Annotated in this window: 18 protein-coding genes; 11 read left to right on the top strand and 7 right to left on the bottom strand. The window is 42.8% G+C overall.

Features of this window, described 5'->3' with window-relative positions:
• The first annotated feature begins 129 nt into the window (after positions 1–129).
• From ACLOAU_RS23530 to ACLOAU_RS23505, 6 genes are all read left to right on the top strand, one after another.
• Complete coding sequence (locus ACLOAU_RS23530) at positions 130–3315, top strand: SusC/RagA family TonB-linked outer membrane protein (RefSeq protein ID WP_427864374.1); 3186 nt, start codon at positions 130–132, stop codon at positions 3313–3315.
• 10 nt (positions 3316–3325) lie between these two features.
• Positions 3326–5197: a RagB/SusD family nutrient uptake outer membrane protein gene (locus ACLOAU_RS23525; RefSeq protein ID WP_427864373.1), complete on the top strand. Its 1872-nt coding sequence runs from the start codon at positions 3326–3328 to the stop codon at positions 5195–5197.
• Positions 5198–5464: 267 nt separating this feature from the next.
• The gene (locus ACLOAU_RS23520) at positions 5465–6895 is read left to right on the top strand and encodes a Gfo/Idh/MocA family protein (RefSeq protein WP_427864372.1); all 1431 of its coding nucleotides are present in this window, start codon (positions 5465–5467) and stop codon (positions 6893–6895) included.
• Between the two features lies 1 nt (position 6896).
• Entirely contained in the window at positions 6897–8282 is a 1386-nt protein-coding gene (locus tag ACLOAU_RS23515; protein ID WP_427864371.1) for a putative oxidoreductase C-terminal domain-containing protein, read from the top strand.
• A 1-nt stretch (position 8283) separates the two neighbouring features.
• Positions 8284–9552 (top strand): DUF6807 domain-containing protein, encoded by a 1269-nt coding sequence (locus tag ACLOAU_RS23510; RefSeq protein ID WP_427864370.1) that lies wholly within the window; start codon positions 8284–8286, stop codon positions 9550–9552.
• A 135-nt stretch (positions 9553–9687) separates the two neighbouring features.
• Complete coding sequence (locus tag ACLOAU_RS23505; protein ID WP_427864369.1) at positions 9688–10524, top strand: ThuA domain-containing protein; 837 nt, start codon at positions 9688–9690, stop codon at positions 10522–10524.
• A gap of 10 nt (positions 10525–10534) precedes the next feature.
• On the opposite strand, the gene ACLOAU_RS23500 is transcribed toward ACLOAU_RS23505, so the two are convergent.
• A complete protein-coding gene (locus ACLOAU_RS23500) occupies positions 10535–11539 on the bottom strand; it encodes a LacI family DNA-binding transcriptional regulator (RefSeq protein ID WP_427864368.1) in 1005 nt (334 codons plus the stop codon).
• A gap of 127 nt (positions 11540–11666) precedes the next feature.
• Here ACLOAU_RS23500 and flxA point away from each other — a divergent pair, with 127 nt between their 5' ends.
• Together flxA and flxB are read left to right on the top strand one after the other, a co-directional pair.
• A complete protein-coding gene (flxA, locus tag ACLOAU_RS23495; protein ID WP_427864367.1) occupies positions 11667–13214 on the top strand; it encodes a flexirubin biosynthesis tyrosine ammonia-lyase FlxA in 1548 nt (515 codons plus the stop codon).
• A gap of 122 nt (positions 13215–13336) precedes the next feature.
• Positions 13337–14065 carry a flexirubin biosynthesis SDR family reductase FlxB gene (flxB, locus tag ACLOAU_RS23490; protein ID WP_427864366.1) on the top strand — a complete coding sequence of 243 codons (729 nt, stop codon included), beginning with the start codon at positions 13337–13339 and terminating at the stop codon, positions 14063–14065.
• A 102-nt stretch (positions 14066–14167) separates the two neighbouring features.
• Here flxB and ACLOAU_RS23485 read toward each other — a convergent pair whose 3' ends face one another.
• The 4 genes from ACLOAU_RS23485 to ACLOAU_RS23470 all read right to left on the bottom strand — a co-directional run bounded on the left by ACLOAU_RS23485 (position 14168) and on the right by ACLOAU_RS23470 (position 19814).
• Positions 14168–15220 carry a 3-oxoacyl-ACP synthase III family protein gene (locus ACLOAU_RS23485; protein ID WP_427864365.1) on the bottom strand — a complete coding sequence of 351 codons (1053 nt, stop codon included), beginning with the start codon at positions 15218–15220 and terminating at the stop codon, positions 14168–14170.
• A gap of 89 nt (positions 15221–15309) precedes the next feature.
• On the bottom strand, positions 15310–15969 hold the full coding sequence (locus tag ACLOAU_RS23480; protein WP_427864364.1) for a gluconate 2-dehydrogenase subunit 3 family protein: 660 nt from the start codon (positions 15967–15969) through the stop codon (positions 15310–15312).
• A gap of 63 nt (positions 15970–16032) precedes the next feature.
• Positions 16033–17712, bottom strand: a complete 1680-nt coding sequence (locus tag ACLOAU_RS23475) for a GMC oxidoreductase (RefSeq protein ID WP_427864895.1) — start codon at positions 17710–17712, stop codon at positions 16033–16035.
• Positions 17713–17918: 206 nt separating this feature from the next.
• Positions 17919–19814 carry a beta-N-acetylhexosaminidase gene (locus ACLOAU_RS23470; RefSeq protein ID WP_427864363.1) on the bottom strand — a complete coding sequence of 632 codons (1896 nt, stop codon included), beginning with the start codon at positions 19812–19814 and terminating at the stop codon, positions 17919–17921.
• Positions 19815–19970: 156 nt separating this feature from the next.
• Here ACLOAU_RS23470 and ACLOAU_RS23465 point away from each other — a divergent pair, with 156 nt between their 5' ends.
• Positions 19971–21254: a TraB/GumN family protein gene (locus tag ACLOAU_RS23465; RefSeq protein ID WP_427864362.1), complete on the top strand. Its 1284-nt coding sequence runs from the start codon at positions 19971–19973 to the stop codon at positions 21252–21254.
• A 42-nt stretch (positions 21255–21296) separates the two neighbouring features.
• Positions 21297–22091 (top strand): M90 family metallopeptidase, encoded by a 795-nt coding sequence (locus ACLOAU_RS23460; RefSeq protein WP_427864361.1) that lies wholly within the window; start codon positions 21297–21299, stop codon positions 22089–22091.
• A gap of 68 nt (positions 22092–22159) precedes the next feature.
• Here ACLOAU_RS23460 and ACLOAU_RS23455 read toward each other — a convergent pair whose 3' ends face one another.
• Positions 22160–23371, bottom strand: a complete 1212-nt coding sequence (locus ACLOAU_RS23455; protein WP_427864360.1) for a family 16 glycosylhydrolase — start codon at positions 23369–23371, stop codon at positions 22160–22162.
• A gap of 335 nt (positions 23372–23706) precedes the next feature.
• On the opposite strand from ACLOAU_RS23455, the gene ACLOAU_RS23450 reads away from it, so the two are divergent.
• Positions 23707–24942: an MFS transporter gene (locus ACLOAU_RS23450; protein ID WP_427864359.1), complete on the top strand. Its 1236-nt coding sequence runs from the start codon at positions 23707–23709 to the stop codon at positions 24940–24942.
• Between the two features lie 3 nt (positions 24943–24945).
• On the opposite strand, the gene ACLOAU_RS23445 is transcribed toward ACLOAU_RS23450, so the two are convergent.
• On the bottom strand, positions 24946–25851 hold the full coding sequence (locus tag ACLOAU_RS23445) for a lytic transglycosylase domain-containing protein (protein WP_427864358.1): 906 nt from the start codon (positions 25849–25851) through the stop codon (positions 24946–24948).
• Between the last annotated feature and the right edge of the window lie 57 nt (positions 25852–25908).

Raw genomic sequence — 25908 nt, 5'->3', positions numbered from 1 at the left:
TAGAGGCTGTGTTTATAACGATTGGGCACAACTTCAAGAATAAATATTTTTTTGATAAACCTAAACCGATGCTGATGATAGCAGGGATGCTATTGTCTGTATCTATTTAACGATTAAAGCTTTATTAGTATGAGAAAAAAAAACCAGGAATTCTCCAGGGCAGGACTATGCCTGTTATTTTGCTTCTGTATCTCATTGGTTTCTTTTGCGCAGAATGCGAGGCCGGTATCGGGTACTGTCAGGAATGATAAGCAGCAGCCGCTTCCATTAGTATCCATAATGGTAAAAGACTCAAAGCTAGGCACCGTAACTGATGAGTCGGGTAACTATTCGCTTCAGAATGTACCATCAGGCGCTACATTAGTATTTAGCTATACGGGGTATCCGTCCCAGGAGGTCAGGTTAACAAACCAGTCTACTATTGATGTAGTAATGACAGCTACTTCTTCCGACATGAATGAGGTCGTTGTAATTGGTTATGGTACCGCCCGGCGTAAAGATCTCACAGGCGCAGTAGCATCCGTTCAGGCCACTAAGCTTGAGAAGGAAGCGCCGAGATCGGTACAGGATCTTTTGCGGGGAAATGCCGCCGGTATGATTATCGGCCAAAGTAATCCCGGCAACACTGCGCGTGGCGACGCAGATATATTGGTGCGGGGATCTGGTACGCTCAAGGCAGGAAGTAATCCGTTAAACGTAGTAGACGGTGTTATTTTTGATGGAACATTCGCTGATATCAACCCCAACGATATTCAATCTATCGACATCCTTAAAGATGCGAGCGCTACGGCTGTATTTGGAGCAAAAGCAGCTAATGGCGTAGTATTGATTACCACTAAAAAGGGTGCGGCTGGTAAACCCAGGATTTCACTTAACGCGAATTTGGGATTTGTAGAAGCTGCGGGTATGCCCCGTGTAATGAATGGGGAAGAGTTTTTAGCCTGGCGATATGATTATGAGATTGGAAGAAGAACCCAGACTTTTCACAATCAGTATCCTGAAATGTTTATTGATCCGCGAAAATTAAGTAGTAACATCAATCAGTTGACCTGGTATAATTATGATAAGACCACCCCGGCTACTTCCGTGGCCGAAGAAGATCTGATCCGCACCTGGTTGACCCGACTTGAACTAAGAACGCCAGAAATAGACAACTACCTGGTTGACAAAGTAACAAACTGGCAAGACCTGGTTTTCCGGAAAGGTTTTCAACAAGATTATACTGCTGCTGTATCCAATAGAAATGACAATTCTAATTATTATTTATCTCTTAACTATGTAGACAGGGAAGGAATTGTTGTTGGCAATCGCTTCACCAATTTTAGAACCCGTTTAAATCTTGAATCCAAGATTACTTCATTTTTGAAAGTAGGCGCCAATACCAATTTCGCGGTTAGAGATGAAGGATTTCTTCAGGCAGACTGGGGACAATCCGCAATTATTTCTCCTTACGGATCTAATAATCTTGACGATCCGAACAGCCTTTACAGAAGGCTCCCAACCGGAGATGCAACACCTGTAAATCCATTCCATGACAACTTGTACAGAGATCGAAAGGATGCTTACAATACACTCAACTCAAGTATTTATGGCGTTATTACCTTGCCCCTGGGATTCGAGTTTCAAAGTAATTTTACTCCATCATTTACCTGGCGTGAATATTATAACCATGAGTCGTCTAAGAATCCTCAATGGGCTGCCAATGGAGGTAGCAGCGAACGCACCTTTGAGAAGACCTATAATTGGCAAATCGATAATGTGCTCCGATGGAAAAAGCAATTTGGCGATCATAAATTAGAGGTGACTCTCTTACAGAACGCGGAAAAAGGACAGTTTTGGAGAACGAAAGCTACGGCCTCAAAATATACGCCAAGCGATATTCTAGGGTATCATCGTTTGCAGGCGGGGTCCGTACCGTTAAATGAAAGTAATGATACCTACCGTACAGGAGACGCTTTAATGGGCCGCTTGTTTTATTCTTTCAAAGATAAATATATGTTGACCGGTTCTGTAAGAAGAGACGGTTTCTCTGCCTTTGGTGCTCAAAATCCACGTGCAACTTTTCCAGCACTTGCTTTTGCATGGGATTTCTCTGAAGAAGCATTTATGAAATCGACATCTACCTGGTTGGACTATGGTAAGCTGCGCCTTTCGTGGGGCAAAAACGGGAACCGGGATATTGGACAGTACGAGGCTTTATCAGATATGACATCTGGGTTGCACCCGTATATTGACCAGACGGGTAAAGTGTACCTCTCCTCTCAATTGTATGTAAACAGGATGGCTAACCTTGGTTTAAAGTGGGAAAGTAAATCATCCTACAACGTTGGGTTGGATTTTTCTATATTCAAAAGCAGGTTAACTGCAACAATTGATGCATATACAGCTACAACTATTGATCTGTTAGTAGATCGTGCCTTACCGGAAATTATAGGCTTCAACAGTGTAGCAGCCAATCTCGGACAATTAAATAACAAGGGACTAGAGTTCTCTTTGAATGGTAAGATCCTTGAAAAAAAAGAATTTAGTTGGAATTCAGGATTCATTTTTATGATAAACCGGAGAAAAATAGTTAAGCTGTATGGTGATATGGTTGATGTGAAAGACGCCGATGGGAACATCATTGGCCAGAAGGAAGCTGATGATATTAAAAACAGATGGTTTATCGGCCGCGATCCGGATCAATTTTGGGATTACGAACGTGTGGGTGTTTGGCAGGTGGGAGAAGCGATTCCCGCTGCTAAGTACGGAAATCAGCCCGGAGATTTCAAATATAAAGATCAGAATGGCGATAGCGTGATGACGGATGCTGACAGGGTTTTCCTGGGTTATAAAAGCCCCCGTTTTCGCTGGACGTGGAGAAACGATTTCGATTATAAGGCATTTACTTTCTCCGTTTTCATTTACTCCAACTGGGGACAAAGAGAGCAATTTAACAGATCTGCCAACAATAACAGTTTCCCAGACCGCGCAACTGATTATGTGCAGCCCAGGTGGACACCCGACAACCCGATTAATGACTACGCAAGAATCGGCTCCAGAAATATTGGTACCAACTATGTTGAAAGATCTTTTATAAGATTAGACAACGTTTCGTTGTCCTACGGTCTGCCACAGTCTTTTCTAAAAAAGATCAGCATTCAAAGTGCCCGCGTTTCTGCCGCCGTACGAAATGTGGCATTTTGGGCACCTCACTGGAAGTACGGCGACCCTGAATCGGGAGGGTTTCGTACCCGTAACCCGGATGGCAATGAGTACACACCGGGCCAGCCCACACCGCGTACGTATAATTTGAGCATCAATTTAACACTTTAATTTTCCTGTTATGAAAAGGATTCTACTGATAAAAATTTTTATATTTTCTCTAACGACCCTATTGCTGGTCGCCTGTAACAAAGAATGGCTTAAGCCCAAACCGCTTTCCTTTTATGAGCCGGGTGTTGCTTTATCTGATGCGCAGGGTATGTATTCGGCTATTACTGCCTGTGAAAGAAATATGCGGCACGAATATTTTGGCGATGCAGCCCCTGCTATTACCGAGATTATACAATCGGAGGTGGCCGTTGAAGGAACCACAGATAAGGCCGGCCCGCAGATGAATATGGATATTTCCTTATTGCCTGACGCGCAACTGAATCACAATGATTATACAAAAGTGGGTTGGTACTGGTACGAGGGATACAAGGGTATTAAATATGCCAACCTCGTAATTGCGCGAATTAATGATGCTACATTTAAAGATGAAAACGAAAAAAATGCGGTGCTCGGGGCTGCCTATTTTCACAGGGCATACAGGTATTTTAAATTAACACATCAGTTTGGAGATGTACCGTATATCGCCGATGAAATCAATGAGCCCAAGTATGATTTTTATTCTTATGATAGATGGAGCATTTTGGAGCAAATGAAAAAAGACATGGAATTTGCCTACCAGTGGGTTCCTGAAAAAGTTGATCGGGGCCGCACATCAAAATCGGCATGCGGTGTTTTACTAATGAAAATTTGTATGTCCCTGGCCGACTTTGATCGTGCCATTACAGTAGGAAAAGAAATTGTGACGCTTCATCCTTTGATGAAAAACAGGTTTACAGTTAATGCCACAAAACCCAACACCAATTTGATGTTTGACCTGCATAGTGTAGAGGCAAAATTAGACATGTCAAATACGGAAGGTTTAATGTATGTAGTATCTTATCCGCTGGTGGACGGTTCCGATCGGATTCAAACTATGCGAAACGCTGTTCCTTTCTGGAATAGCGGCGCTATCATTACACCCGATGGAAGAACGGGTACGAGTGTTGACCTCGCAGCGAATGAAACCGACCTTTCACTGAATTTAAATAAAGCCTATGGGAGGGGTATCGGCAGGTTGAGATCTACCTGGTATTTCACCAATGAAATATGGCGTGCCGATAAGGAGGCGAATGACACGCGAGGCATATTAAACAAGGATAGCTGGAGAAAAATGACAGATCTGCGATACAATCACCCGTCTTTAAAATCTGGTAACAACCCATGGTATGCAAAGAACTTTGTAAAGCCGGCAGCGATGAGCGTAGAAGATACTATACGAGCCTGGTATTCATGGCCACATTACAAGGTTTTTGTTCCTGATCCCACACAAAGTGGAAACTGGGCTGGTGGCGAAACGCCCTGGTACATTTATCGCTCTGCAGAGGTTTACCTGATGCTCGCAGAATGTTATTATTGGAAGAACGATCCGGCAGAAGCTGCCATTAATCTTAATGAAGTACGCACAAGGGCCGGCGCATCGCCCCTGACAGCTTCTGATGTAAACATAGGAGAGATACTGGATGAAAGAGCCCGGGAATTGTATTATGAGGAGAACCGGCATATAGAGCTGGTGAGGATCGCCTATATCTATGCTAAAACAAAGAAGCCTTGTGAGATATTTGGAGGCCGGGTATACCAACTGGAAAATATAAGTGGTCCTGGTGGAACTAATTCCAATGTAAAACAAATGGGTGTCAATTTCTGGTATGATAGAGTGGTAAGTAAAAGCAATTTTTATAATAAAGGGCTAAGACACAGGTGGGCTGAGTATAAAGTGAGCGTGCATCACCTGTTGTGGCCTGTACCGGCTAACGCTATTAACACCAACTTAAAGGGTGTTATCAATCAAAATATAGGTTACCCGGGTGCGGAAAAAAATGTAACACCTTTAAAGGTAGAATAGGTTTTTAGGATGAAGAGTTGCTGCAATTTTATAAGATCAGGATAACTGATGGTTTTCGGTATTAAGGCTTCTGGAAAGGAGCCTTAATTATAGACTCCTGTTGATTTCAAACGTTGTAATTTTAATAGATACTTGCGTTCCGGTTTCGAACCTTTATCTTAGTACTCTTACAGGTACTAAAATGATTTTGCTTGCCTGGCGATTGATATTTGAATAAGAACAAAGCCAGCTTTAACCATAATATCTTACGATAGTAAATTTAAAAAAATGTCGTCCAACACAAAAAAAGGAAGAAGGAGTTTTTTGAAGAATTCTTTTACACTTACTGCCGGTGGAATACTCTTACAGGGAGCGCCAACTATTGTGCCCTCAACGGTGTTTGGGAAAAATGCACCTAGTAATAAAATCAATATTGCGCAAATCGGTTGCGGACGTATTGCACGTACACATGATCTGCCGGAAACTTTTAAAAATGATATCGCCAGAATTATAGCTATAGCCGACGTAGATAAATACCGGCAGCAAAAAGGAAAGGAATTAATTGAAGGCTGGTACGCCAAAAAAAAAGGTCAGGCTAATTATATCAATGTAAAACTATATGATGATTATCACGAGCTGCTGGCCAATAAGGATATAGATGCAGTTATCATTAGTACGCCCGATCATTGGCATGCGCAACCAGCCATGGAAGCAGCTATGGCTGGCAAACATATCTATCTTCAAAAGCCAACTTCGCTTACGATAGAAGAGGGGCGACACATGAGTGATGTAGTAAGAGCCAAAGGTGTGGTTTTTCAGTTAGGTAGTCAGCAGCGATCGGTTAATCCCTGGCCGCAATTTAAAAAGGCTTGTGAACTGGTTCGTAATGGCCGAATAGGAAAATTGAAAGAAGTTCATGTTGGTTTGCCCGCCGACCCTCCCGGAGGTAATACAGCAGAGATGCCTATTCCTAAAGAATTGAATTATGATATGTGGCTGGGATCTACACCGTATATCTACTACACGCAGGATAGAGTGCACCATCCGACTGATTTGGATTCCAGACCGGGTTGGTTGAGGCAGGAGCAATTTGGAGCTGGAATGATAACGGGTTGGGGCGTACATCATATCGACATTGCTCATTGGGGCATGAATACCGAGCTGACGGGCCCTGTTGAAGTAAGCGGCTCTGCGCAGTTTCCTAAAGCAGGTTTGTGGAATGTACACGGTGATTATGAAGTAGAAGCCAAATATGCCAATGGTGTAACGATGCATGTGAATAGTAAAAACCCCAATGGTGTAAAATTTGTTGGTACAGATGGGTGGATATTTGTATCCCGCGGCAATGTGGGTGTTACTGCTACGGATCCTACCAGTGGCGATAAATCGCAACCCAAGGCCTTTAATGCGAGTAACCCGGCAATACTGGATTCTGTGATCAAACCGAATGAAATACATTTGTATGAAAGTCCTGAGCAACACCGGAACTGGCTGGAATGTATCCACAATAAAAAAGCTACAATCAGTCCCGCAGAGATTGCGCATCGCTCCTGCAGCGCCTGCCTGGTGGCTTTTGCCGCGATGAAAATGGGTACTAAATTGTATTGGGATCCTGTTAAGGAGGTATTTAAAAACAACACGGAAGCGAACAAGCTCCTGAGCAGGCCTCAACGACATCCTTACGGTACCAGTTATGTTTATAATAAATTTAAAAAATAGTATGATCCGCAGCGCGTTTATTTTATTGTCAATTGGAACTATAATGGCTTGTAATTCCAATGAAACCCAAAAGGAAAATAAGGGTTCCGATATTACCCTGGTAACATTGGATCCCGGCCATTTTCATGCAGCCCTGGTTCAAAAAACAATGTATCCCGGCGTAGATAGTAATGTTTATGTGTATGCCCCGGAAGGACCGGATCTGAATTTGCACCTGGACAGGATCAAGGCGTACAATACACGCGCTGATCAGCCTACTCATTGGAATGAACAGGTATACACCGGTGCAGATTTTTTTCAAAAAATGATTGCCGAAAAAAAAGGAAATATTGTAGTAATGGCCGGTAATAATCAAAAGAAAACAGAGTATATTTTTAACACGGTAGATGCAGGTATGAATGTATTGGCCGATAAGCCGATGGTGATCAACAGCGAAGGATTTGACCTGCTCAAAAAAGCTTTCGCTAAAGCTGCTGAAAAAAAAGTATTGCTGTATGATATCATGACCGAACGTTTCGAAATTAATACCATGCTGCAAAGAGAATTTTCTCAGGCTAAAAAACTCTTCGGCGAATTGGAAAAAGGAACACCCGATAATCCTGCAGTGACCAAGGAAAGCGTTCACTATTTTTATAAGTTCGTTTCAGGTAATGTGTTACAGCGACCTTCCTGGTTCATGGATGTAATGCAACAAGGAGAAGGGATTGTAGATGTAACTACCCATCTGGTTGACCTGGTTCAATGGGAAAGCTTCCCGGGCCAGGTATTGGATTATAACAAAGATGTAGCACTGATTTCCGCAAAGCGCTGGCCTACTAATATGACGTTAAGTCAGTTTAACGCTATCACCAAACAAAGTGCGTTTCCTGAATACCTCAAAAAAGATCTGACTAATGATTCTACATTAAGTGTATATAGTAATGGAGAAATTAACTACACCTTGCGTGGGGTTCATGCTAAAGTTTCTGTTACCTGGGGATATAAAGCACCGGAGGGAACCGGTGATACCCATTATTCTATCATGAGGGGAACCCGCACCAATCTTATTATAAAACAGGGAAAGGAAGAGAGCTATAAGCCTGTTTTATATATAGAACCGGTTAATAAAAAAGATGCAGATTTTGAAAAAGATTTAAACGAAGCAGTACAAACGGTACAGGCTAAATTTCCTGGAACAGGCATTGAAAAAACGGCAAAGGGATGGAAGGCAGTTATACCTGAAAAGTACAATACAGGCCATGAGGCGCATTTTGGCCAGGTAACAGAGAGCTACCTGAAATATTTAAAAGAAGGAAAGCTGCCTGATTGGGAAGTGCCGAATATGATCACCAAATACTACATCACTACATCGGCATTGGCGCTGGCCAAAAAAGCTTCCGCAAAATAAAATGAAATTAAAAGACCGGGTACATAATCGGATGAGGCGAACAGGCTGTGTATTGCTGCTCTGTACAGCTGTTGTGGCAAGTGTAAATGCGCAACGTGTTGCTACGCTGCGGGCTACCACAACAGGCAAAGAACAATTGAGTATTCCTATGCAAACAGCATTGGATGTAATTACAACATTACCGGATAGCAATTTGCAATTAGTGGAAATCCGGAATGGTAAAAAAGTCAATATCCCTTTCCAGATCAGCTCATCCGCTAACGGAAGAGATTTGTACTGGCAGATAACCCCTTCTGTAAAAACAAACCATGTTTTTGAACTGGTACGTGTTGCCGCCCCTAATAATTTTCCTGTTATGCAGGCAGGTAAAAATAAAGGCGCATTAACCATCGGGGATAACGGGAAGGAGTTGCTGCAGTATCATTTTGAAACAGTGTATCCGCCTAAAGGTATTGATACGGCTTATAAACGCAGCGGATTCATACACCCGTTAAATACACCATCGGGGCATGCTTTAACACGCATTAATGCTCCCGATCATTATCATCACTGGGGATTGTGGAACCCCTGGACACATGTGCTTTTTGAAAATGATACGGTCGATTTCTGGAATCTTAAAGACAGGAAGGGGACGGTTAGGTTTTCGGGGTTTAATACCGTAGAGGCAGGCACTGTTTACTCAGGGTTTAGTGCATTGCATGAACATGTAGTCTTCCAGAAAAATGGTACCGAAAAAACGGCTATTAATGAAATACAGACGGTAAAAATTTATAAGGCTCAGCCGGGCGATGCTTATTATATTATGGATATCAGTTCACAACTCAGTTGCGCCGGCTCCAGCCCTGTATTGTTGTTGGAGTATAGGTATGGTGGCCTGGGTATCCGTGCTACAGAGCAGTGGGACAATAAAAACAGCACTACCTTAACTTCAGAAGGAAAAGATCGTAAAGGGGCAGATGGCAGCACGGCCCGCTGGTGCCTGACACAGGGCCGTTTGGGCAATGAGTACGGCGGGCTTGAAATGATGAGCCATCCTGTCAATTACAACCATCCTGAACCATTGAGGGTATGGCCCGAAAACATGAATGGTCGCGGCGATGTCTTTTTGAATTTTTCGCCAACCAAAAACAAGAACTGGTTACTGGAGCCGGGCAGAAGCTATCTTTTAAAGTATAGATTTTTGGTTTTTGATAATAAGCTTACCGGAGTTCAGGCCGAAGAAGCATGGCAGTCTTTTGCCCGTCCTCCAAAACTTATTATTCAAAAATAAATGATCCTGTAAAGACCCAACAACGATGTTTAAAAAAATGATGCAGATGAAACGCCCATGTAAAATTTTTCACACACAGGGCAATGTATGTTAAGGCGTTCCATTCGACCATTAAAAACAATAAAAAACATACGAATGAAATATATTTTAATGCTGGTATTGCTGTTAATGGCTGGCTCCATTTCGTCAGAGGCGCAAATACCGGTTAACTGGAAGTCCGTAAAGGTGCTGGTATACAAAAAAAATGGTAAGGGCTTTGTACATGATAATATCCCGTACGCAGCACAGGCAATTATAGACCTGGGAAAAAAGCATGGTTTTAAAGTAGACACTTCTTCACTTCCGTCGGTAATGACTGAAGAAAATTTAAAGCAGTACCGGATACTGATTTTTACAAGTACCAATAACGATGTTTTTGATACAGATGCTCAACGCCTGGCTTTTAGAAGATATATTGAAGCGGGTGGCGGCTTTGTGGGAATTCATTCGGTTACTGGAACGGAAAGAAACTGGGACTGGTTTAAAATGTTGTTAGGCGGTACTTTTGCCTGGCACGATAAATTTCAGAAGTTCAAAATACAGGTAATACACCCGCAGCACCCGTCTATGAAAGGTACGCCCAAAGTATGGTACAAAGAAGATGAATGTTATTTTGCCAAAGAGTTGTATCCGGGTACGCATGTTGTAATGGTCAATGATTTTTCAGGTTTAGATACCAGTAATGCGAAGCTCAACGAAACGCGTGCAAAAAATGCCGGTCATCTAAAACAGTATGTTCCCAGCGCCTGGTATCACGACTTTGATGGAGGCACCACCTGGTGTACTACACTGGGGCATGATAAAAAAGATTATGCGGATCCCGTATATTTAAAGCATATTATGGGAGGCATTGAATATGTAGCCCGAACAGTGAAGAGAATTGATTTTTCAAAATCGTATGCGGTTTCCTCCAATGAGCCGGTCAAATATTAGCACCGGCGGATCAATGTATAATCAGCTCGCAGGGTATCTTAATAGATACTGGTGGCGCCGATTCCGTGGGGTTGTTAATCAGCTTCATTAATAAGGATGCCGCCTTTAAGCCCATTTCATAAGAGTTCTCTTCCAGCGAAGCCTTGGGTTTGATATCAAGGTATTTAATAAGGGGGAGATTGCCGAAACCGATAATATCTATTTTATGTAGTAGTTTGGGGTGGTGGATCTTTATATAATTGATCGCATCCAGGCTTACATAGGTTTTGAATACAAAAAATGCGGTAGGAGGATTTTTTACTTTTAGCAATTCTTTCATTGCCCGATGGGTTTTCTCTTCAGAAAAGTCTACTTCCCGAAGCAATTGCGGATCAAAATCAATTTTCAGTTTTTCCAGTGCTTTCTTATACGCTTCCAGTCTTTGATGGCTGGTGCTCAGCATTTTAGGCCCCATCAGGTGGGCAATGCGGCGGTGCCCGAGTCGGTACAGGTAATCGATGGCTAATGAGCCTGCATGTATATTATCTGCAGTTACATTGTTAAAAGCAGGCTGACCAAAAGAACGGGTAAGAAATACTACCGGTATTCCATTTTGTTCGAGCTGTGTAAATAGATCAGATTTGTTGGTACTCTTGGAAATAGTAATGATAACGCCATCTACCCGGTTGCTGATGAGGTTTTTTATGATCTGTTCTTCCTTGTCTGCGTCTTCATGCGACTGAGCAATAATTACCTGGTACTTATGTTTACCTGCTATTTCCTCTACGCCGCGTATAGCGGCTACAAAAAACTGGTCAATCAGGTCGGGAATAACTACTCCCAGCGTGAAAGACTTACTCTGTTTAAAATGCCTTGCCGCTTCATTGGGAATATAGTTCCAATCCTTGGCCAGCCGGCGCACCCGCTCCTTCGTTAAATCACTTATATTGGCATGATTGCTTAGCGCTTTAGAAACTGTTGATACGGACATATTCAGTTTCTTCGCTATGTCTTTTATAGTGACCCCTTTTTTCACAGGCAAAATATACAAACAATTTTTAACAGTTCACCTGAATTAGTGAACAGGGCTCTCAAAGGATATTTTTGGCTACGATTTATATATTTTGTTCTTTTGCTACCTTGTTTAATCAATTCTACATATAATGATACAGGTGGGCGGTACAAAACTGTCTTTGAAAGATTTCGAGGAAATTCTTCTTTATAAAAAGCCGATTGCCCTGGATAAGGCTGCTATTGAAAGAGTACAGGCATCCTTTGATTTTTTAAAGCAATTCTCAAATCATAAACTTATTTACGGCATCAATACCGGGTTTGGGCCCATGGCTCAATACAAGGTAAGCGATGATAATATTCTTCAGTTACAATACAATCTTATCCGTAGCCACAGCAGTGGTGGTGGTACTGTATTAAACCCTTTATTAGGAAGGGCGGTAATGATTGCCAGGCTGAACAACCATTTACAAGGCTACTCCGGAGTGCACTTAGAGTTGGTTGAATTAATGGCCGCCATGATTAATGCCGATCTGGTTCCCTGCATTTATGAACATGGAGGTGTTGGCGCCAGTGGCGACCTCGTGCAGTTGGCGCATCTTGCTTTAGGAGTAATTGGAGAAGGGGAAGTGTGGTACCAGGGGCAATTAATGCCCGCCGCGCAGGGATTTGAACTGGCTGGTTTAAAACCTTTGCAGGTTCATATAAGAGAAGGACTCTCGCTAATCAACGGTACTTCTGCCATGACGGGCGTAGGGCTATTAAATATTATCCGTGCACATAAGCTGGTAGATTGGTCTGTAACACTTTCGGCAATTACCAATGAGCTGATGGAAGTATATGACGATCATTTTTCTCATGAACTGAATATTGTTAAACATCATAAAGGACAGAATTATATCGCGGCGGCGTTCAGGGATGTTTTGGCCGGTAGCCAGATGATCCGCAGCCGCTCCGAGCATTTATATAACCCCGAGAATATTCAGCATGATGTATTTGAAGATAAGGTACAGGAATATTATTCCCTGCGTTGTGTAACACAGGTGCTTGGTCCTGTATACGATGCGCTGGTGCAGGCTGAAAATACGGTAGTAAACGAACTCAATTCGGTGAACGACAATCCGGTAGTGGATGTTGCCAATCAGAATATATTTCATGGTGGTAATTTCCATGGAGATTATGTTTCGTTCGAAATGGATAAGCTTAAGATTGCGATCACCAAGCTCACTATGTTAAGTGAGCGTCAGCTTAACTATTTCCTGAATAGCAGGCTAAATCAAAAATTTCCTCCGTTTGTAAACTTAGGAGTGCTTGGGTTTAATTTCGGAATGCAGGGCATACAGTTTACAGCCACTTCTACAACGGCTGAAAACCAAACGCTTTCGTTCCCAATGTATGTACATAGTATACCTAATAATAACGATAACCAGGATATCGTAAGCATGGGCTTTAACGCTGCTCAGCTTACGAAAAAAGTGATCGATAATGCGTATGAGGTTGTTGCCATACAGGCCATGACACTGTTGCAGGCCGTAGATTACCTGGAGTGCCAGGAAAAAATGTCGCCTAAAACAAAAGCGGTATATGATGCCCTTCGGAACATCTTTCCAAAATTTGTGGAAGACAGTCCGCTGTATAAAAGCCTGGCTAAAGTACGTACCTGGCTGGAAGCTAATGCGCCGGCAACTATTTATGGCTAGTTTTTTGTCGCTGTATGCATAAGGTATTAACCTTGCTGTTCGCTGGGGCGGGCTGTTGCATACTTCGGCCATTCGCCAATGAACATCACTAATAACTATTACCTATCAACAATCAACAAAATATGAATTGTGCTCTTGTAACCGGTGGCTCGCGTGGTATTGGTAAAGCTATTTGCATAAAGCTGGCTACCATGGGCTTTTACGTTTTAATTAACTACAAAGGCAACCAGCAGAAAGCAGAAGAAACACTGGCTGAAGTAAGGGCTGCAGGTAGCGATGGCGAATTATTGCAGTTTGATGTGGCCAATCGCGAAGAAGTGCAAACCGTGTTAAATGGCTGGATGGAAGCTAATACCGGTAAAGTAATTGAAGTGTTGGTGAATAATGCCGGTATTAAAGATGATGTGCTGCTGATGTGGATGAAGGATGAGCAGTGGGATAGTGTGCTGGATACAAGTCTGGGTGGCTTTTTTAATGTAACACGTATCGTAGTAAACAGCATGTTGCGTCAACGGTACGGGCGCATAGTGAATGTGGTTTCACTGAGTGGTTTAAAAGGCCTGGCAGGGCAAACGAATTACTCCGCTGCAAAAGGCGGGGTAATAGCTGCAACCAAGGCATTGGCACAGGAGGCTGGTAAACGCAATATTACAGTGAACGCAGTGGCGCCGGGCTTTATTAAAACCGATATGACGGTTGATATTGATGAAGCACAAATGAAACAGCTGATCCCGGTCAACCGTTTTGGTACACCCGAAGAAGTAGCACATGCCGTAGGATTTTTTGTAACAAAGGATGCAGGCTATATCACCGGGCAGGTATTATCCGTAAACGGTGGACTATACACTTAGATCGGTACGGGCTATACGTATAGCTTCGAACTTACTAACACCAATAACCTGTCATCTAATATCTGATATCTATCATCTAATATCTAACATCGGCCATACATCTCACCACTTCATTAGAGCGCTGGCCCAGGTAAAGCCGCTTCCAAATGCAGATAAACAAACCAGGTCGCCTTCTTTCACCTTGCCGGCCTCCCATGCTTCACAAAGTGCCAGGGGTACAGAAGCCGCAGTAGTGTTGCCATATTTCTGGATATTATTAAATACCTGGTCGTCTCGTAAACGAAGTTGCTGTTGTATAAACTGCGCTATACGCAGGTTAGCCTGATGGGGAACCAATAACTTCAGGTCTTCCGGTTGGTAACCATTTTGGTTTAGGGCTTCGTATATTACTTCAGGCATTTTTATAACAGCCCTTTTAAACACAGCTTGCCCATCCATATAGGGGAAAATATCTTCTTTATCTACCAGTTTTTGATTAATAAATAGATTAGCATAAGGATCCTGTTCATCTACCTGCGGTTTCCATTGGCTATTATGAACACCTGCATGAAAGCCAGGATTGGGCATACTTAATATTTCAGCGTCGGCCCCATCGCTGTGTAAGTGAGTACTCAATATACCGCGGTCGGGTGTAGGAGAGGCCTGTAACACCACTGCACCGGCGCCATCACCAAAAATTACCGACACATTACGACCACGTGTACTAAAATCCAGCGCATAGGAATGTACTTCTGCGCCAATAACCAATATGTTTTTATACATACCTGTTTTGATAAACTGGTCGCCAATGCTTAAAGCATATACAAACCCACTGCATTGATTACGTACATCCAAAGCCCCTATCTCTCTCAGGCCCAATAAGCGTTGCACCAAAACTCCGCAACCGGGAAAGAAATAGTCCGGGCTCAAAGTGGCAAAAATTAAAAAATCAATATCATTTGCGGTAACGCCTGCACGTTCCATGGCCAGCCTTGCCGCATTTGCTCCTATAGTAGCGGTGCTTTCTTCGAAGCGCTTTGCATAATGACGTTCACGAATACCTGTACGCTCTTGTATCCATGCATCTGTTGTATCCATTACCCTCGTCAGGTCTTCGTTGGTAACTACACGCTCCGGTACGTATTTTCCTATCCCGGCAATAATCGTCGAATTCATACTAACAAGTGTTATTCACAGCAAGATAATAAATACCTGCAATTTGCAACAGTTGTAGGACGAAATAATTAAAGTACGTAAGGTAGGTGTTAAAGCGCCCAGGCTTTATCTCCTTTTTTATAAGGGAATGCCCCATCGTAGCGACCGGGTGTTTCAACATAACGCAACGCTTTAGTCATGCCTTCTTTAGAAGAAAAATAGCCCCATAAAGTTAGCTGCCGCATCATGGCAAAGTAATGAGGTGGATAGTTTTGTTTGATATAGCCGGCACCAAAATTGTGTTTGGCCTTTTCAGCCTTAACCCAATCTTCCTGTTGTTGGTTAAACAACTCTTTTTCTTTTTTATAAGCATCGGTTTCCTGGTATGCTTTAGCTTCTTTATGAAGGCTGGTTAAAAATGCTTCTTTTTCATTAACTGATAAATTGGCGAAGTCTTTTTTGTATTGCTCTTTACAGGCATTTTTGAATGTAGAAATGCCTTTTACAAAATGATCCTGTTCCATCGGTGTATAACAGTCTGTAACGATCTGCTTCATAAATGCGCCTACCTGGGCTGCCTTGCCTCCGCCTGAATCAGCTGTGGTGGGGATAATTGTTTCAGCAATATCATCCAGTAGTGCAATATCATCGGTACTAAACAAGCCTGCTGAAGCGGCTTTGTTTTTACATCCCGATAAAAATACTTCTGCGCCTATAATGGCTCCCCCCAGTAAAATGGAAACGCTGGCTAAAGCTTCTCTTCTGTTCATAATTTTTTAGTAGTTAGATTTTAGACGATAGATGATAGACCATGAATAATTAACTTGTAACTATCACAGATTGCCTTTCTTAAGTTCAGTTACGGCGTAGTCTGCGGCACGGGCGGTAAAAGCCATGTAGGTTAAGGATGGGTTCACGCATCCTGCCGATGTCATAAACGAGCCATCTGTTACAAACACGTTGGGCGCATCCCATACCTGGTTCCATTTGTTGAGCACCGAAGTTTTAGGATCATTGCCCATACGAGCCGTACCCATTTCGTGTATACCCTGTCCCATCACCCCATCGTTGTCAAATCCGTATACGTCCTTTACGCCCGCCTTTTCGAGCATTTCCTTTCCATCCTCAACAATATCCCTGCGCATCTTTTTTTCATTGTCTTTTAATTCTGCATCTATCGCAAGTATATTAAGTCCCCATTTGTCTTTTCGGCTTTTATCAAGTGTTACCACATTATCATAATAGGGGAGCACTTCTCCAAAGCCACCCATCCATACGCCCCAGTTGCCGGGCTCGGTAAGCGCTTCTTTCAGGGCCACACCTACCGCTATTTCCTCCGCTGCTTTAGCGCCCCTGTTTCTTGCGGCGCCACCCTGGTAACCAAAGCCCCTGATATAATCCCTTTTTTCATTATTCAGGTTACGGTAACGCGGAATATAAACACCGTTAGGGCGGCGGCCATAAACATAATGCTCCTCATAGCCTTCCATTCTTCCCCCGGCGCCTGAACCCAGGTGATGATCCATTAGGTAATGACCCAGGGTGCCACTGCTGCTGCCCAGACCATCTGGCCATATATCAGTAGCTGAATTGAGCAACAGCCAGGTGCTGTTAAGGGTAGAAGCGTTGACAAACACTATTTTGGATTTGTAAGTATAGGTTTGGTTGGTTTCAGCATCCAGCACTTCCACACCCGTTGCCTTTTTTTTATCCTTATCGTATAGTATTTGTGTAACAATGCTCATGGGACGAAGCGTAAGATTACCGGTTTTAACGGCTGCCGGAAGCGTTGAAGACTGTGTGCTGAAATAACCTCCGAATGGACACCCCAAATCACATTTATTACGATACTGGCATTTGGTTCTGCCCGGCAGTGCTTCTGTTAAGTGCGCGCACCGGCCAATGATCAGCCGCCGCTGATCGTTATACTCTTTTTTGATACGCGCGGCTATATCCTTTTCAACAATATTCATATCCATCGGCGGTAAAAACTGCCCGTCGGGTAATTGGGGGAGGTTCTCGACACTGCCGCTTACACCAATGAACTTCTCCACATGATCGTACCAGGGCGCTATTTCTTTGTAACGAACGGGCCAGTCTATTTCGATTCCTTCTTTTGCGTTAGCTTCGAAATCAATATCACTCCACCGGTAGGTTTGCTTTCCCCATAATAAAGAACGGCCACCTACCTGGTAGCCCCGGAACCAGTTGAATTGTTTAACTTCAGTATAAGGGGTTTCTGCATCATTTGCCCACCAATCCAGGTTTTTTTCGTTAGGACCAAATCCTCTTATGCGATTTACATAGAGTTCCTTCTGGGCCAAGGTAAGGCTCCCGTGATGTGGAAACTCCCAGGGACCTTTAGCAGTGTTCTTGTAGTCTTTGATGTGCTCAACATTCTTGCCCCGTTCGAGCATCAATACTTTTAGTCCTTTCTCGCAGAGTTCTTTGGCAGCCCATCCACCGCTGATACCGGACCCGATAACAATGGCATCAAAATACTGTTCCTTCATAAATTCAATCGTTTTAATTTTATTGCGCTCAACGGAAGGCATAGCTTGAATCGCTTTCATGAAATAAAGGCAAGTTCTCCCGAGCAAGACGAAAATATAATTTTTTTTCCAATTGAAACCGATTTCATTTTAACTTAAACCAATGAAAAAAGCCGGATCAGGATTATCCGGGCTTCTTATCAGGAAAATGAATATCGTCAGGATTGCTACTTCACACGCTTTTGCAGTTCATCTACTTTCAGGTTCATCATACGTCCTATTTTTTCTTTATTACGGTAGGTGATGACGCGCAGTTGTGAAGCTCCTTTAGGGATGATCAACGGCTCTTTGTAAGCAGGGTAAAAATGATCGGGAGGGGAATTGTCAAAGCTATAATGCATCGTCAATCCGCTGATCTCAGGAGTGAGCTCAACAGCATATTGTCCACCCGGTAATTTTTTAACGGTTACAGCCGGATCGTACATAGCAGGTGAATAGTTGGTTTCAGCATACTGAAATCTTTTAAAATGATCCTCGGTTTTGGCAACAAATCCTTCCCAGTTCTTTTTCTCCTCGGGAGACCACAGAGACTCCGAAATAGCAAAGCCGCGTGGCCAGGTCATATATTCAGCATAACGAATATTGGATATCTGCTCTGTCCATAGATTGGCTTGTCCACCCAAAATATACTTAGCGTTGGCTCCTTTAGGAAGCGGATTAAACTTGTAGGATTGGTTCAACAGTAACTTGGCATAAACAGGAGATTCTACAGCTACATCCCCCTGCATATAATCGATATAGGCGAAGGTTGTAGGACTCATTACCACGTAATGGCCTTTTTGTGACGCTTCGATACCAGCTTTCTCTCCCCGCCAGCTCATGATAGCAGTAGAAGATGATACACCTCCCTCAAGCACTTCATCCCACCCCATCATTTTTTTACCTTTAGCTTTTACGATGGTTTCTACCCTTTTTTCAAAATAAGCCTGCACTTGTGGAATGGTCTTTAAACCTTCCCGTTTCATTAATGCCTGTACCTGCGCATTCTTTTCCCAAAAATTATGAGGCGCTTCATCGCCACCCAAATGTATATATTCAAACGGGAAAAGTTGAGCTACTTCAGTAAGCACTTTGTCCATAAAGCCGTATACTTTTTCGTTAGCGGGACATAGTGTGTTGTCGAGGAGTGCAATGGGCGGCGCACCGCGCGACCAATCCATTATGGGTTGCCCATAGCGAGGCTGGTATTTGTCAGCTCCGGGTGTGCACGACAATTCAGGATAGGCCGCTATAGCCGCAAGGCTGTGGCCCGGTACATCGATCTCAGGGATAATATTAACGAAACGTTCGCCGGCATAATGAACCAGTTCTTTGATGTCTTCATGGGTATAAAAGCCGCCGTAGGTTCTCGGTTCGTTGGGTTCAGCGGCGCCAAAACTATTAAAAGTTCCTGTTCGGTTGATCCTCCAGGCGCCAACCTCGGTGAGTTTCGGCAGGCTTTTAATTTCCAGGCGCCAGCCTTCATCATCTGTTAAGTGAAAATGAAGGATATTATATTTATACCGAACCATGGCGTCAATATATTGCTTTACCTCATCCACTGTAAAAAAATGCCGGGACACATCCAGCATTAAACCACGCCAGTGGAGTTTGGGCTGATCTTTAATCTCCACTACAGGGATTTCCCATTTTACATTTTGTACCGGTTGCCTGCTTTCAATAGCCGGAGGCAACAATTGCAGCAAACTTTGAACGCCATAAAATATACCAGCCGGCTCATTAGCTTTTATAGAAATTTTAGCAGGCGTAACAGATAGTGTATAACCTTCCTGGCCTAACTGCTCTCCGGGTACTAACTCCAATGAAATGTGAGCCTTATTAGCATCACTTGTTATGGTAGCAGCATTACCCGTAGCAATAGTTAATTTCTGTTCTAAGAATTTAAGCGTTGATGCCAGTTCTGTTGATGCAGGTGCTGATATCCTGGTCTCCTTAGGCAGTTCAAAACTTCCCGATCCCCTGATAACAGAAACCGGCTCAGGGATAATTTTTACAGACTGTTGGGATCGGGCCGTCAGAAATGTAAAAATGAATAGCAGCAGCGTAATCAAATTTTTTGTCATGCAGAATGTTTTTAAGAGCAAAAGCAATGGGGTCTAAGATACGCAAACTGTGTAAATCACAAAGCTTGTACCGGCAAACGGGGTGAGATTTTCTATTACGTTTTTTTAGCATTTGTTTATCTTCGCTGCCTTTTTAATACACATTAACATAGCTAAATGAGAAAAGTAGGGTTGTTATTAGCAATGATGTACGGCTGCGTGAGTACTTTTAGTCAAACAAGTCTTGAAACTTATTTGAAGGAAAATAATAGTGAGCTCAACTCCGAATTGAAGTCAGGTAAACTAACCGGGGCCGATTTTAGCGGAAGCCAGTATGTGTTGTTGGGAGAAGTACATGGTTTCTCTGATGTACAGGATGTGGACCTGGAATTATTAAAGCTTTTAAATGGCAGGTACCAATTCAAGCATTATATAGCGGAGATAGATGACGCTAAAGCGTGGTTACTCAACAAATATCTTTCTACCGGTGACGAATCGTTACTGCACAATATTTTCAAAAGTTGGGAGCGGGATACCGCGCAATGGGCTAATTTACCTTACTTTAATAAATTCAAAAAGCTATATGAGTATCAAAAGCAACTACCTAACAATAAAAAAATAGTAGTTGTTGGAATAGATCAACCCCACGATTACAGTATTGTAAAAGAATACATGGCTTTTCTCACTCAATCCGTTAAGGGACAACAGTTCGGGTCGCAGTTGGAGAAACTAAGAAATGCAATTGATGAAAGAAATAAAAGTGCCATACAGGCATCGGCAACTGACCTGCTTAAAAATATCAATAATGAAAAGGATAAAGGTGCCAGGGCCTTAGGAAGTAATCGTCAGCCGATCTTACTCTTATTAAATAACCTCAGTGCCATTAGTAAAACACGCGACGGAGTTATGTTTGATAACCTCGAACGTTATATTAATACCTATCAGTTACAAAAAGCTAAAATGTATGGCTTCCTCGGCTTCTTCCATTGCTTACAGGCGTCCTATAATCAAAATAGTCCTTTTGCTTACCTGCTAAAGAAAACAATGAAGAATGCTAAAGTAACCAGCATTGTTTGCTATTACAAAGATGGAATGATCATGATGCCCTATAATGCACAAATGAAACAGATGATACCCGTAACGGTGGCGACACAGTTTTGGAGTCAGTATCCCGACTTTGCTAACAGTAAAAAATATATACCGTTGCCTTATTCGAACGATCAATCAAACCCGATGATGGAAAAAATGGATCGTATGGAAAGCCTGGTTGACCTCACGAAACCTTCATCTGTATACCTGTTTAAACTTAACCGGGATCATAGTCCTTTTCGAACTGAAAAAACATTTGCTGAAGTGAAAGGTATAATGGGACTAAAACTGAGCGATTCTTCAAATAGCACTACAGATGCATTCCAGTATCTTCTTTTATTCAGAAACCCCCAGGCTGCACCTCCTAAGTAATTATCAAACTGCACTTCCACCAGCTGAAATTTGTTCACCTTTATGATCGTTCAATTTATAATATTCCTGTTAGCTATTGGTTTTTTTGTGTATTTGACTTTGTCTGTACGTAAAAAAAAGAAAAAACCGTCCGAAGAGCCATTGACAATAAATTACAAAGAATTACTGCAGGAGCATGTAGCTTTTTACAAAGCACTGAGCGATGATGAGAAAGTTGCCTTTGAAAAGCGGGTGCAGCATTTTCTGGCCACTACTACAATCACAGGAGCCGGCACCAACGTAGAAGATCTGGACAGGGTACTTATCGGCGCCAGTGCTGTTATACCCATTTTTGCTTTTCCCGATTGGGAATACGTGAACCTGAGCGAAGTATTGCTGTATCCTGAAACCTTTAATGAGTCTTTTGAGCAACAAGGCGGAGGCAGAAATATATTAGGAATGGTAGGTACAGGAGTTATGAATAATACTATGATTCTTTCGAAGCATGCTTTACGTGAGGGATTCAGCAATAAAACCGACAAAAGCAATACGGCTATTCACGAGTTTGTGCATTTAATTGATAAAACAGATGGCGCTACAGATGGTGTTCCCGAGATACTGCTTCAGCATCAATATGTGGTGCCCTGGCTAAAACTGATGCATGAAAATATAAAAGAAATACGGGCTGATAAATCAGATATCAATCCTTACGCCAGCACTAATCAGCAGGAATTTTTCGCCGTGGCAGCAGAATATTTTTTTGAGCGCCCACAGTTAATGAAAACAAAACATCCCGAGCTTTATGCCATGCTGGAAAAAATTTTCAGGAAACCATTAGATGGTAAGGATTTAAAATAATTAAAACAGGGCAGCCTTGAGGTAGGCGGTTAAGCCCTGTTTAATTACCCGGCGGTTAAGCCGTTGATCTATTGTTCATATAAGAAAAAGTCGTCGCCGTAAGCCGTGCCTGAAGCAGGTTTGAAGAAAAAGATTCTTGATGAGGTATGGGTAGCCCCGGTGGTAAATGTAATAGTATTTTTTACGTAAGAGGTGCTGGTTACATCTTTTCTTAATTCCGTGCCGGCAGCGTCAAAAGCTTTTACACCCAATTTTACAGCCTGCCCACTACTGCTTACTTTAGCCGAAGCTCCGAACACATAAGTAGTGTTAGGCTTTAACCCGGAAATCACCTGTTCGGCAGCTGTTGAGGCATTGCCGGTGGCCTTCACTGCTTTTGAGCCACTTAAAGCATTCCCGTCTGCTACTACACTAATACCACCTCCCCAAGAGGTCCAGGGAGATAAGCTGCTGCTTTCAAACCCGGCATTGCTTACCAAAGATTTTTGATAGGCACGTACATAATCTACCTCGAGGAAATCGGGGTAAGTTCCATTGAACCTGTTGCCACCAAATCCCGTAATCTCCATGCTTAATAACATGAACTCACTACGTTGAGACACCGCGGAACTGGTTCTCCATCGCTCTACTCCATCAACATAAAAGATGTATTCCTGGGGCGTCCATTCTACACCAAATAAATGAAAACCGGTTCCCGACCCTGGAATAGTATTGATAGCTCCGGTAGATTGATGGTCAGCGCCGTAACCGTTCCAATGGAGATTATGCCTGATGATGTTGGCCCCGTTATTTAAATGATATTCAAAAACATCGATCTCTGTTCCATCTACCGCCGGGTTAAGGGTTTGTCCCATTGTAGGAGACTGAAGCCAGAAAGAACTATGGGGGCCTAAGCTTCCGTTCACCTTGCATCGGGCTTCAAAGTAACCATACTTTTGCAGGTAAGTAGCGTGCGTAGCTATCTGGCTGGCCGTAAAGTTATCGCCATTTCTCCTGGCTGCCAGTAGTACGGTTCCGGAGTCGCTCATTGTTACGTTGGATCGCAGGATGGTGGCATATCCCCTTACTGTATTCTCCGCCCGGTATCGCCATTTACTGGTGTCCAGAAACGCACCGTCAAACTGGTCCTCCCATAGCAATACATAGTTATTGCCATTGGGTATAGAGGGCGTCACCGCTCTGTTAACTGTTTTTATTGATGGAGTCTCCTGTAGTGTATGGCTTTTGGTGCACGACAATAATATGTATCCCGTAAAAGTAATGAGCAAGTAATGTTTCATGATGGTAGTTTTTATGTTTATAGATAGTATGTAGGCCCGTATAAAAATGGAAGCAGCGTAAATTGGGTTGACATAGACATACACTAATCAGCAATCATTAATGGGCGCGACCTCAACTCGTCATACCGCTTAAACAAATATAGACCGGGAAAGAATCGATCTGGGGCGAAAAGATCGACAAAAAGGGGTGAAAATTCTGAAGGAAAAAATCTTTTAAAGAAAATCATTTCTTTATAAATAAAGAAAAACGGTAATGCAGCTACCCGTTTGGTAACTGAAAGTTAAGGAAATTTCAAACTATTATAGATTTGCGTTGTTATACTGTTTCCAGATTTATGAATACCGCAGAAACTATTATCCGGCCCCGCACGTTTGAAAATGTAAAACAACTACCCGAAGCGAATAAGAAGATAGCCACCTGGTTGTCCTTTTTATTGATACCACTTTCAGGACTGATTACAGATATCTATATCCCTTCGATGCCGCACATGGCGCAGGACCTGCACCAGCCGGAGCATAGCATCCAGTTAACATTGACTTTATTTCTTATCAGTTATGGAGCATCACAGTTTATTACAGGAAGCCTGATTGACAGTTTTGGCCGCTTCCGGCTCACTTTGTTCTCGTTGGTGGTATTTATTTTGAGTAACCTGGTAATTGTATCTACAAGGCAAATTGAAATGATTTATGCCATGCGTATTGTGCAGGGCATAACCACAGGTTTTATAGTGGTAGCAAAACGGGCCTTTTTTGTAGATGTATATGAAGGGGAGAAGCGTAAGCACTACCTGAGTATTATGTCCATTGTGTGGTCCTCTGCCCCTGTTATCGCGCCTTTTATCGGAGGCTATCTCGAGAAGTATTTTAACTGGCAGGCTAACTTTTATGCATTAGCGGTTTATGCATTGGTAATGCTGGTACTGGAGTGGATCTTCTCAGGCGAAACCTTACAGAATAAGCGTCTTTTTAAAGGCGTTCAGATTGTGAAAGATTACAGGTTCATGCTAAAAGACAAAAGCTTTGCCTGGGGTATAGCCATGTGTGGTTTATCTTATGGAGCAACAATGGTTTTCAGCTTATCCGGGGCATTCATTATCGAACATCGGTTGCATTTTTCAGCTGTAGTAGCGGGCTACGCAGCATTGTTAATGGGACTGGCATGGATGGCCGGTGGTTTTATAGGTAAGGCATTACTTAATAAAGCATTCTTACCCAAACTAAAGGTCAGTAATGGCCTTCAGCTCATTTTTGCAATAGCTATGATTGGCATGGCTACCATCTCTTACAATATCTACACCTTACTGGCCTTTGCCTTTTTAGTGCATATCTGCGTTGGCTTTATTTTTAATAATTATTTTGCCTTTTGCTTAGGACGCTTTCCCGCTATGGCCGGGATGGCCAGCGGACTTACAGGCGGCGGAGTATATATTGTAACCTCAATAGTTAGCTATAGCCTAGCAGGGGCGTTGCAGCCGCAAAATCAGCAGGGGCTGGGCTATAGCTACCTGATCACCGGTGTCATCTCTTTCTTCGTCCTTCATTTTCTTTTAAGAAAAGTGAAAGCAAAGTAGCTCTTATTCAGGTAAAACCAATTGATAAGATTTACCTGCTTTTGGTGATAAAGAGTTGCCGCGTAGCCAGGGATTCAAAGTTTTTAGCACTTTATAGCTGGTGCCATTGTTGCGTGCAAAGCTTACCAGGTTAGGAATATTTTGGCTAACATTTATTGTACGCGTTTTAAGATCGGTATAACGGTAGCTGCCTGTTATATCGTACCCCAGTTCATCTGCATTGGACAGCAAATGTTTGAAAGTGAGAATCCGGAATATGTATCGGTTGGTCTCTTCCGGTAACACGAGGTCGTAATAAATATTAGATCCCTGTTGCGTAGCCCTTTGATTGTAACCGCCCATACCACAATTGTAAGAAGCGGCAGCAGCCGTCCAGTTGCCGAATTTATTATAAGCCTGTTTTAAATATTGGCAGGCGGCTTCTGTAGACTTAACAACATGATAGCGTTCATCCACCGTACCGGTTACTTCCAGGTTATAACCCGGAGCCGTACCGGCCATAAACTGCCAGAAGCCCGTTGCGCCCACTTTTGAAATAAGATTTTGCAGGTTGCTTTCGGCTACACATAAATACTTAAAATCATCAGGAATATTGTTGGCTTTTAGTATGGGTTCTATTTGTGGAAAGAAACGTTCAGCCAGCTTAATGATGTACACTACATTTTGTGGCTGGAAGTAATTATAGGTAAGCTCTCTGTCCAGTTGTTCCTTTACTTCCCAACGGTCCAACGGAACTGCTTCACCCGCAAAGCTTATACTTTCAGGAAGTGCGGGGGATTTATATAGTCCGGGCACAGCTATTTTTTCAATCCTTTCGGGTTTGCCTTTAAAGCCCAGCATACTCATTACGGTAAAGCAAACACCAACGCCTGCGAAGAATACCAAGCCGGCAACAGCAACTTTTTTCATTAGTTTATATTAAAGAATGATTGAATGAACCCGGACGGCCGTATAGGATGTCCCTCT

The organism is Paraniabella aurantiaca (assembly GCF_050309965.1).
Taxonomy (GTDB): domain Bacteria; phylum Bacteroidota; class Bacteroidia; order Chitinophagales; family Chitinophagaceae; genus Niabella.
The sequence above is the reverse complement of the archived record's forward strand: the minus strand, read 5'-3'. Positions and strand labels throughout refer to the sequence as shown.

Coding starts and splice junctions, on each gene's coding strand:
- ACLOAU_RS23480 (WP_427864364.1), bottom strand. CDS start 15,969: ATGAACAGAAGAGAAGCTTTAGCCAGCGTTTCCATTTTACTGGGGGGA.
- ACLOAU_RS23485 (WP_427864365.1), bottom strand. CDS start 15,220: ATGAATTCGACGATTATTGCCGGGATAGGAAAATACGTACCGGAGCGT.
- ACLOAU_RS23470 (WP_427864363.1), bottom strand. CDS start 19,814: ATGACAAAAAATTTGATTACGCTGCTGCTATTCATTTTTACATTTCTG.
- ACLOAU_RS23510 (WP_427864370.1), top strand. CDS start 8,284: ATGAAATTAAAAGACCGGGTACATAATCGGATGAGGCGAACAGGCTGT.
- flxB (WP_427864366.1), top strand. CDS start 13,337: ATGAATTGTGCTCTTGTAACCGGTGGCTCGCGTGGTATTGGTAAAGCT.
- ACLOAU_RS23530 (WP_427864374.1), top strand. CDS start 130: ATGAGAAAAAAAAACCAGGAATTCTCCAGGGCAGGACTATGCCTGTTA.
- ACLOAU_RS23465 (WP_427864362.1), top strand. CDS start 19,971: ATGAGAAAAGTAGGGTTGTTATTAGCAATGATGTACGGCTGCGTGAGT.
- ACLOAU_RS23520 (WP_427864372.1), top strand. CDS start 5,465: ATGTCGTCCAACACAAAAAAAGGAAGAAGGAGTTTTTTGAAGAATTCT.
- ACLOAU_RS23515 (WP_427864371.1), top strand. CDS start 6,897: ATGATCCGCAGCGCGTTTATTTTATTGTCAATTGGAACTATAATGGCT.
- ACLOAU_RS23525 (WP_427864373.1), top strand. CDS start 3,326: ATGAAAAGGATTCTACTGATAAAAATTTTTATATTTTCTCTAACGACC.
- ACLOAU_RS23445 (WP_427864358.1), bottom strand. CDS start 25,851: ATGAAAAAAGTTGCTGTTGCCGGCTTGGTATTCTTCGCAGGCGTTGGT.
- ACLOAU_RS23460 (WP_427864361.1), top strand. CDS start 21,297: ATGATCGTTCAATTTATAATATTCCTGTTAGCTATTGGTTTTTTTGTG.
- ACLOAU_RS23450 (WP_427864359.1), top strand. CDS start 23,707: ATGAATACCGCAGAAACTATTATCCGGCCCCGCACGTTTGAAAATGTA.
- ACLOAU_RS23505 (WP_427864369.1), top strand. CDS start 9,688: ATGAAATATATTTTAATGCTGGTATTGCTGTTAATGGCTGGCTCCATT.
- flxA (WP_427864367.1), top strand. CDS start 11,667: ATGATACAGGTGGGCGGTACAAAACTGTCTTTGAAAGATTTCGAGGAA.
- ACLOAU_RS23455 (WP_427864360.1), bottom strand. CDS start 23,371: ATGAAACATTACTTGCTCATTACTTTTACGGGATACATATTATTGTCG.
- ACLOAU_RS23475 (WP_427864895.1), bottom strand. CDS start 17,712: ATGAAGGAACAGTATTTTGATGCCATTGTTATCGGGTCCGGTATCAGC.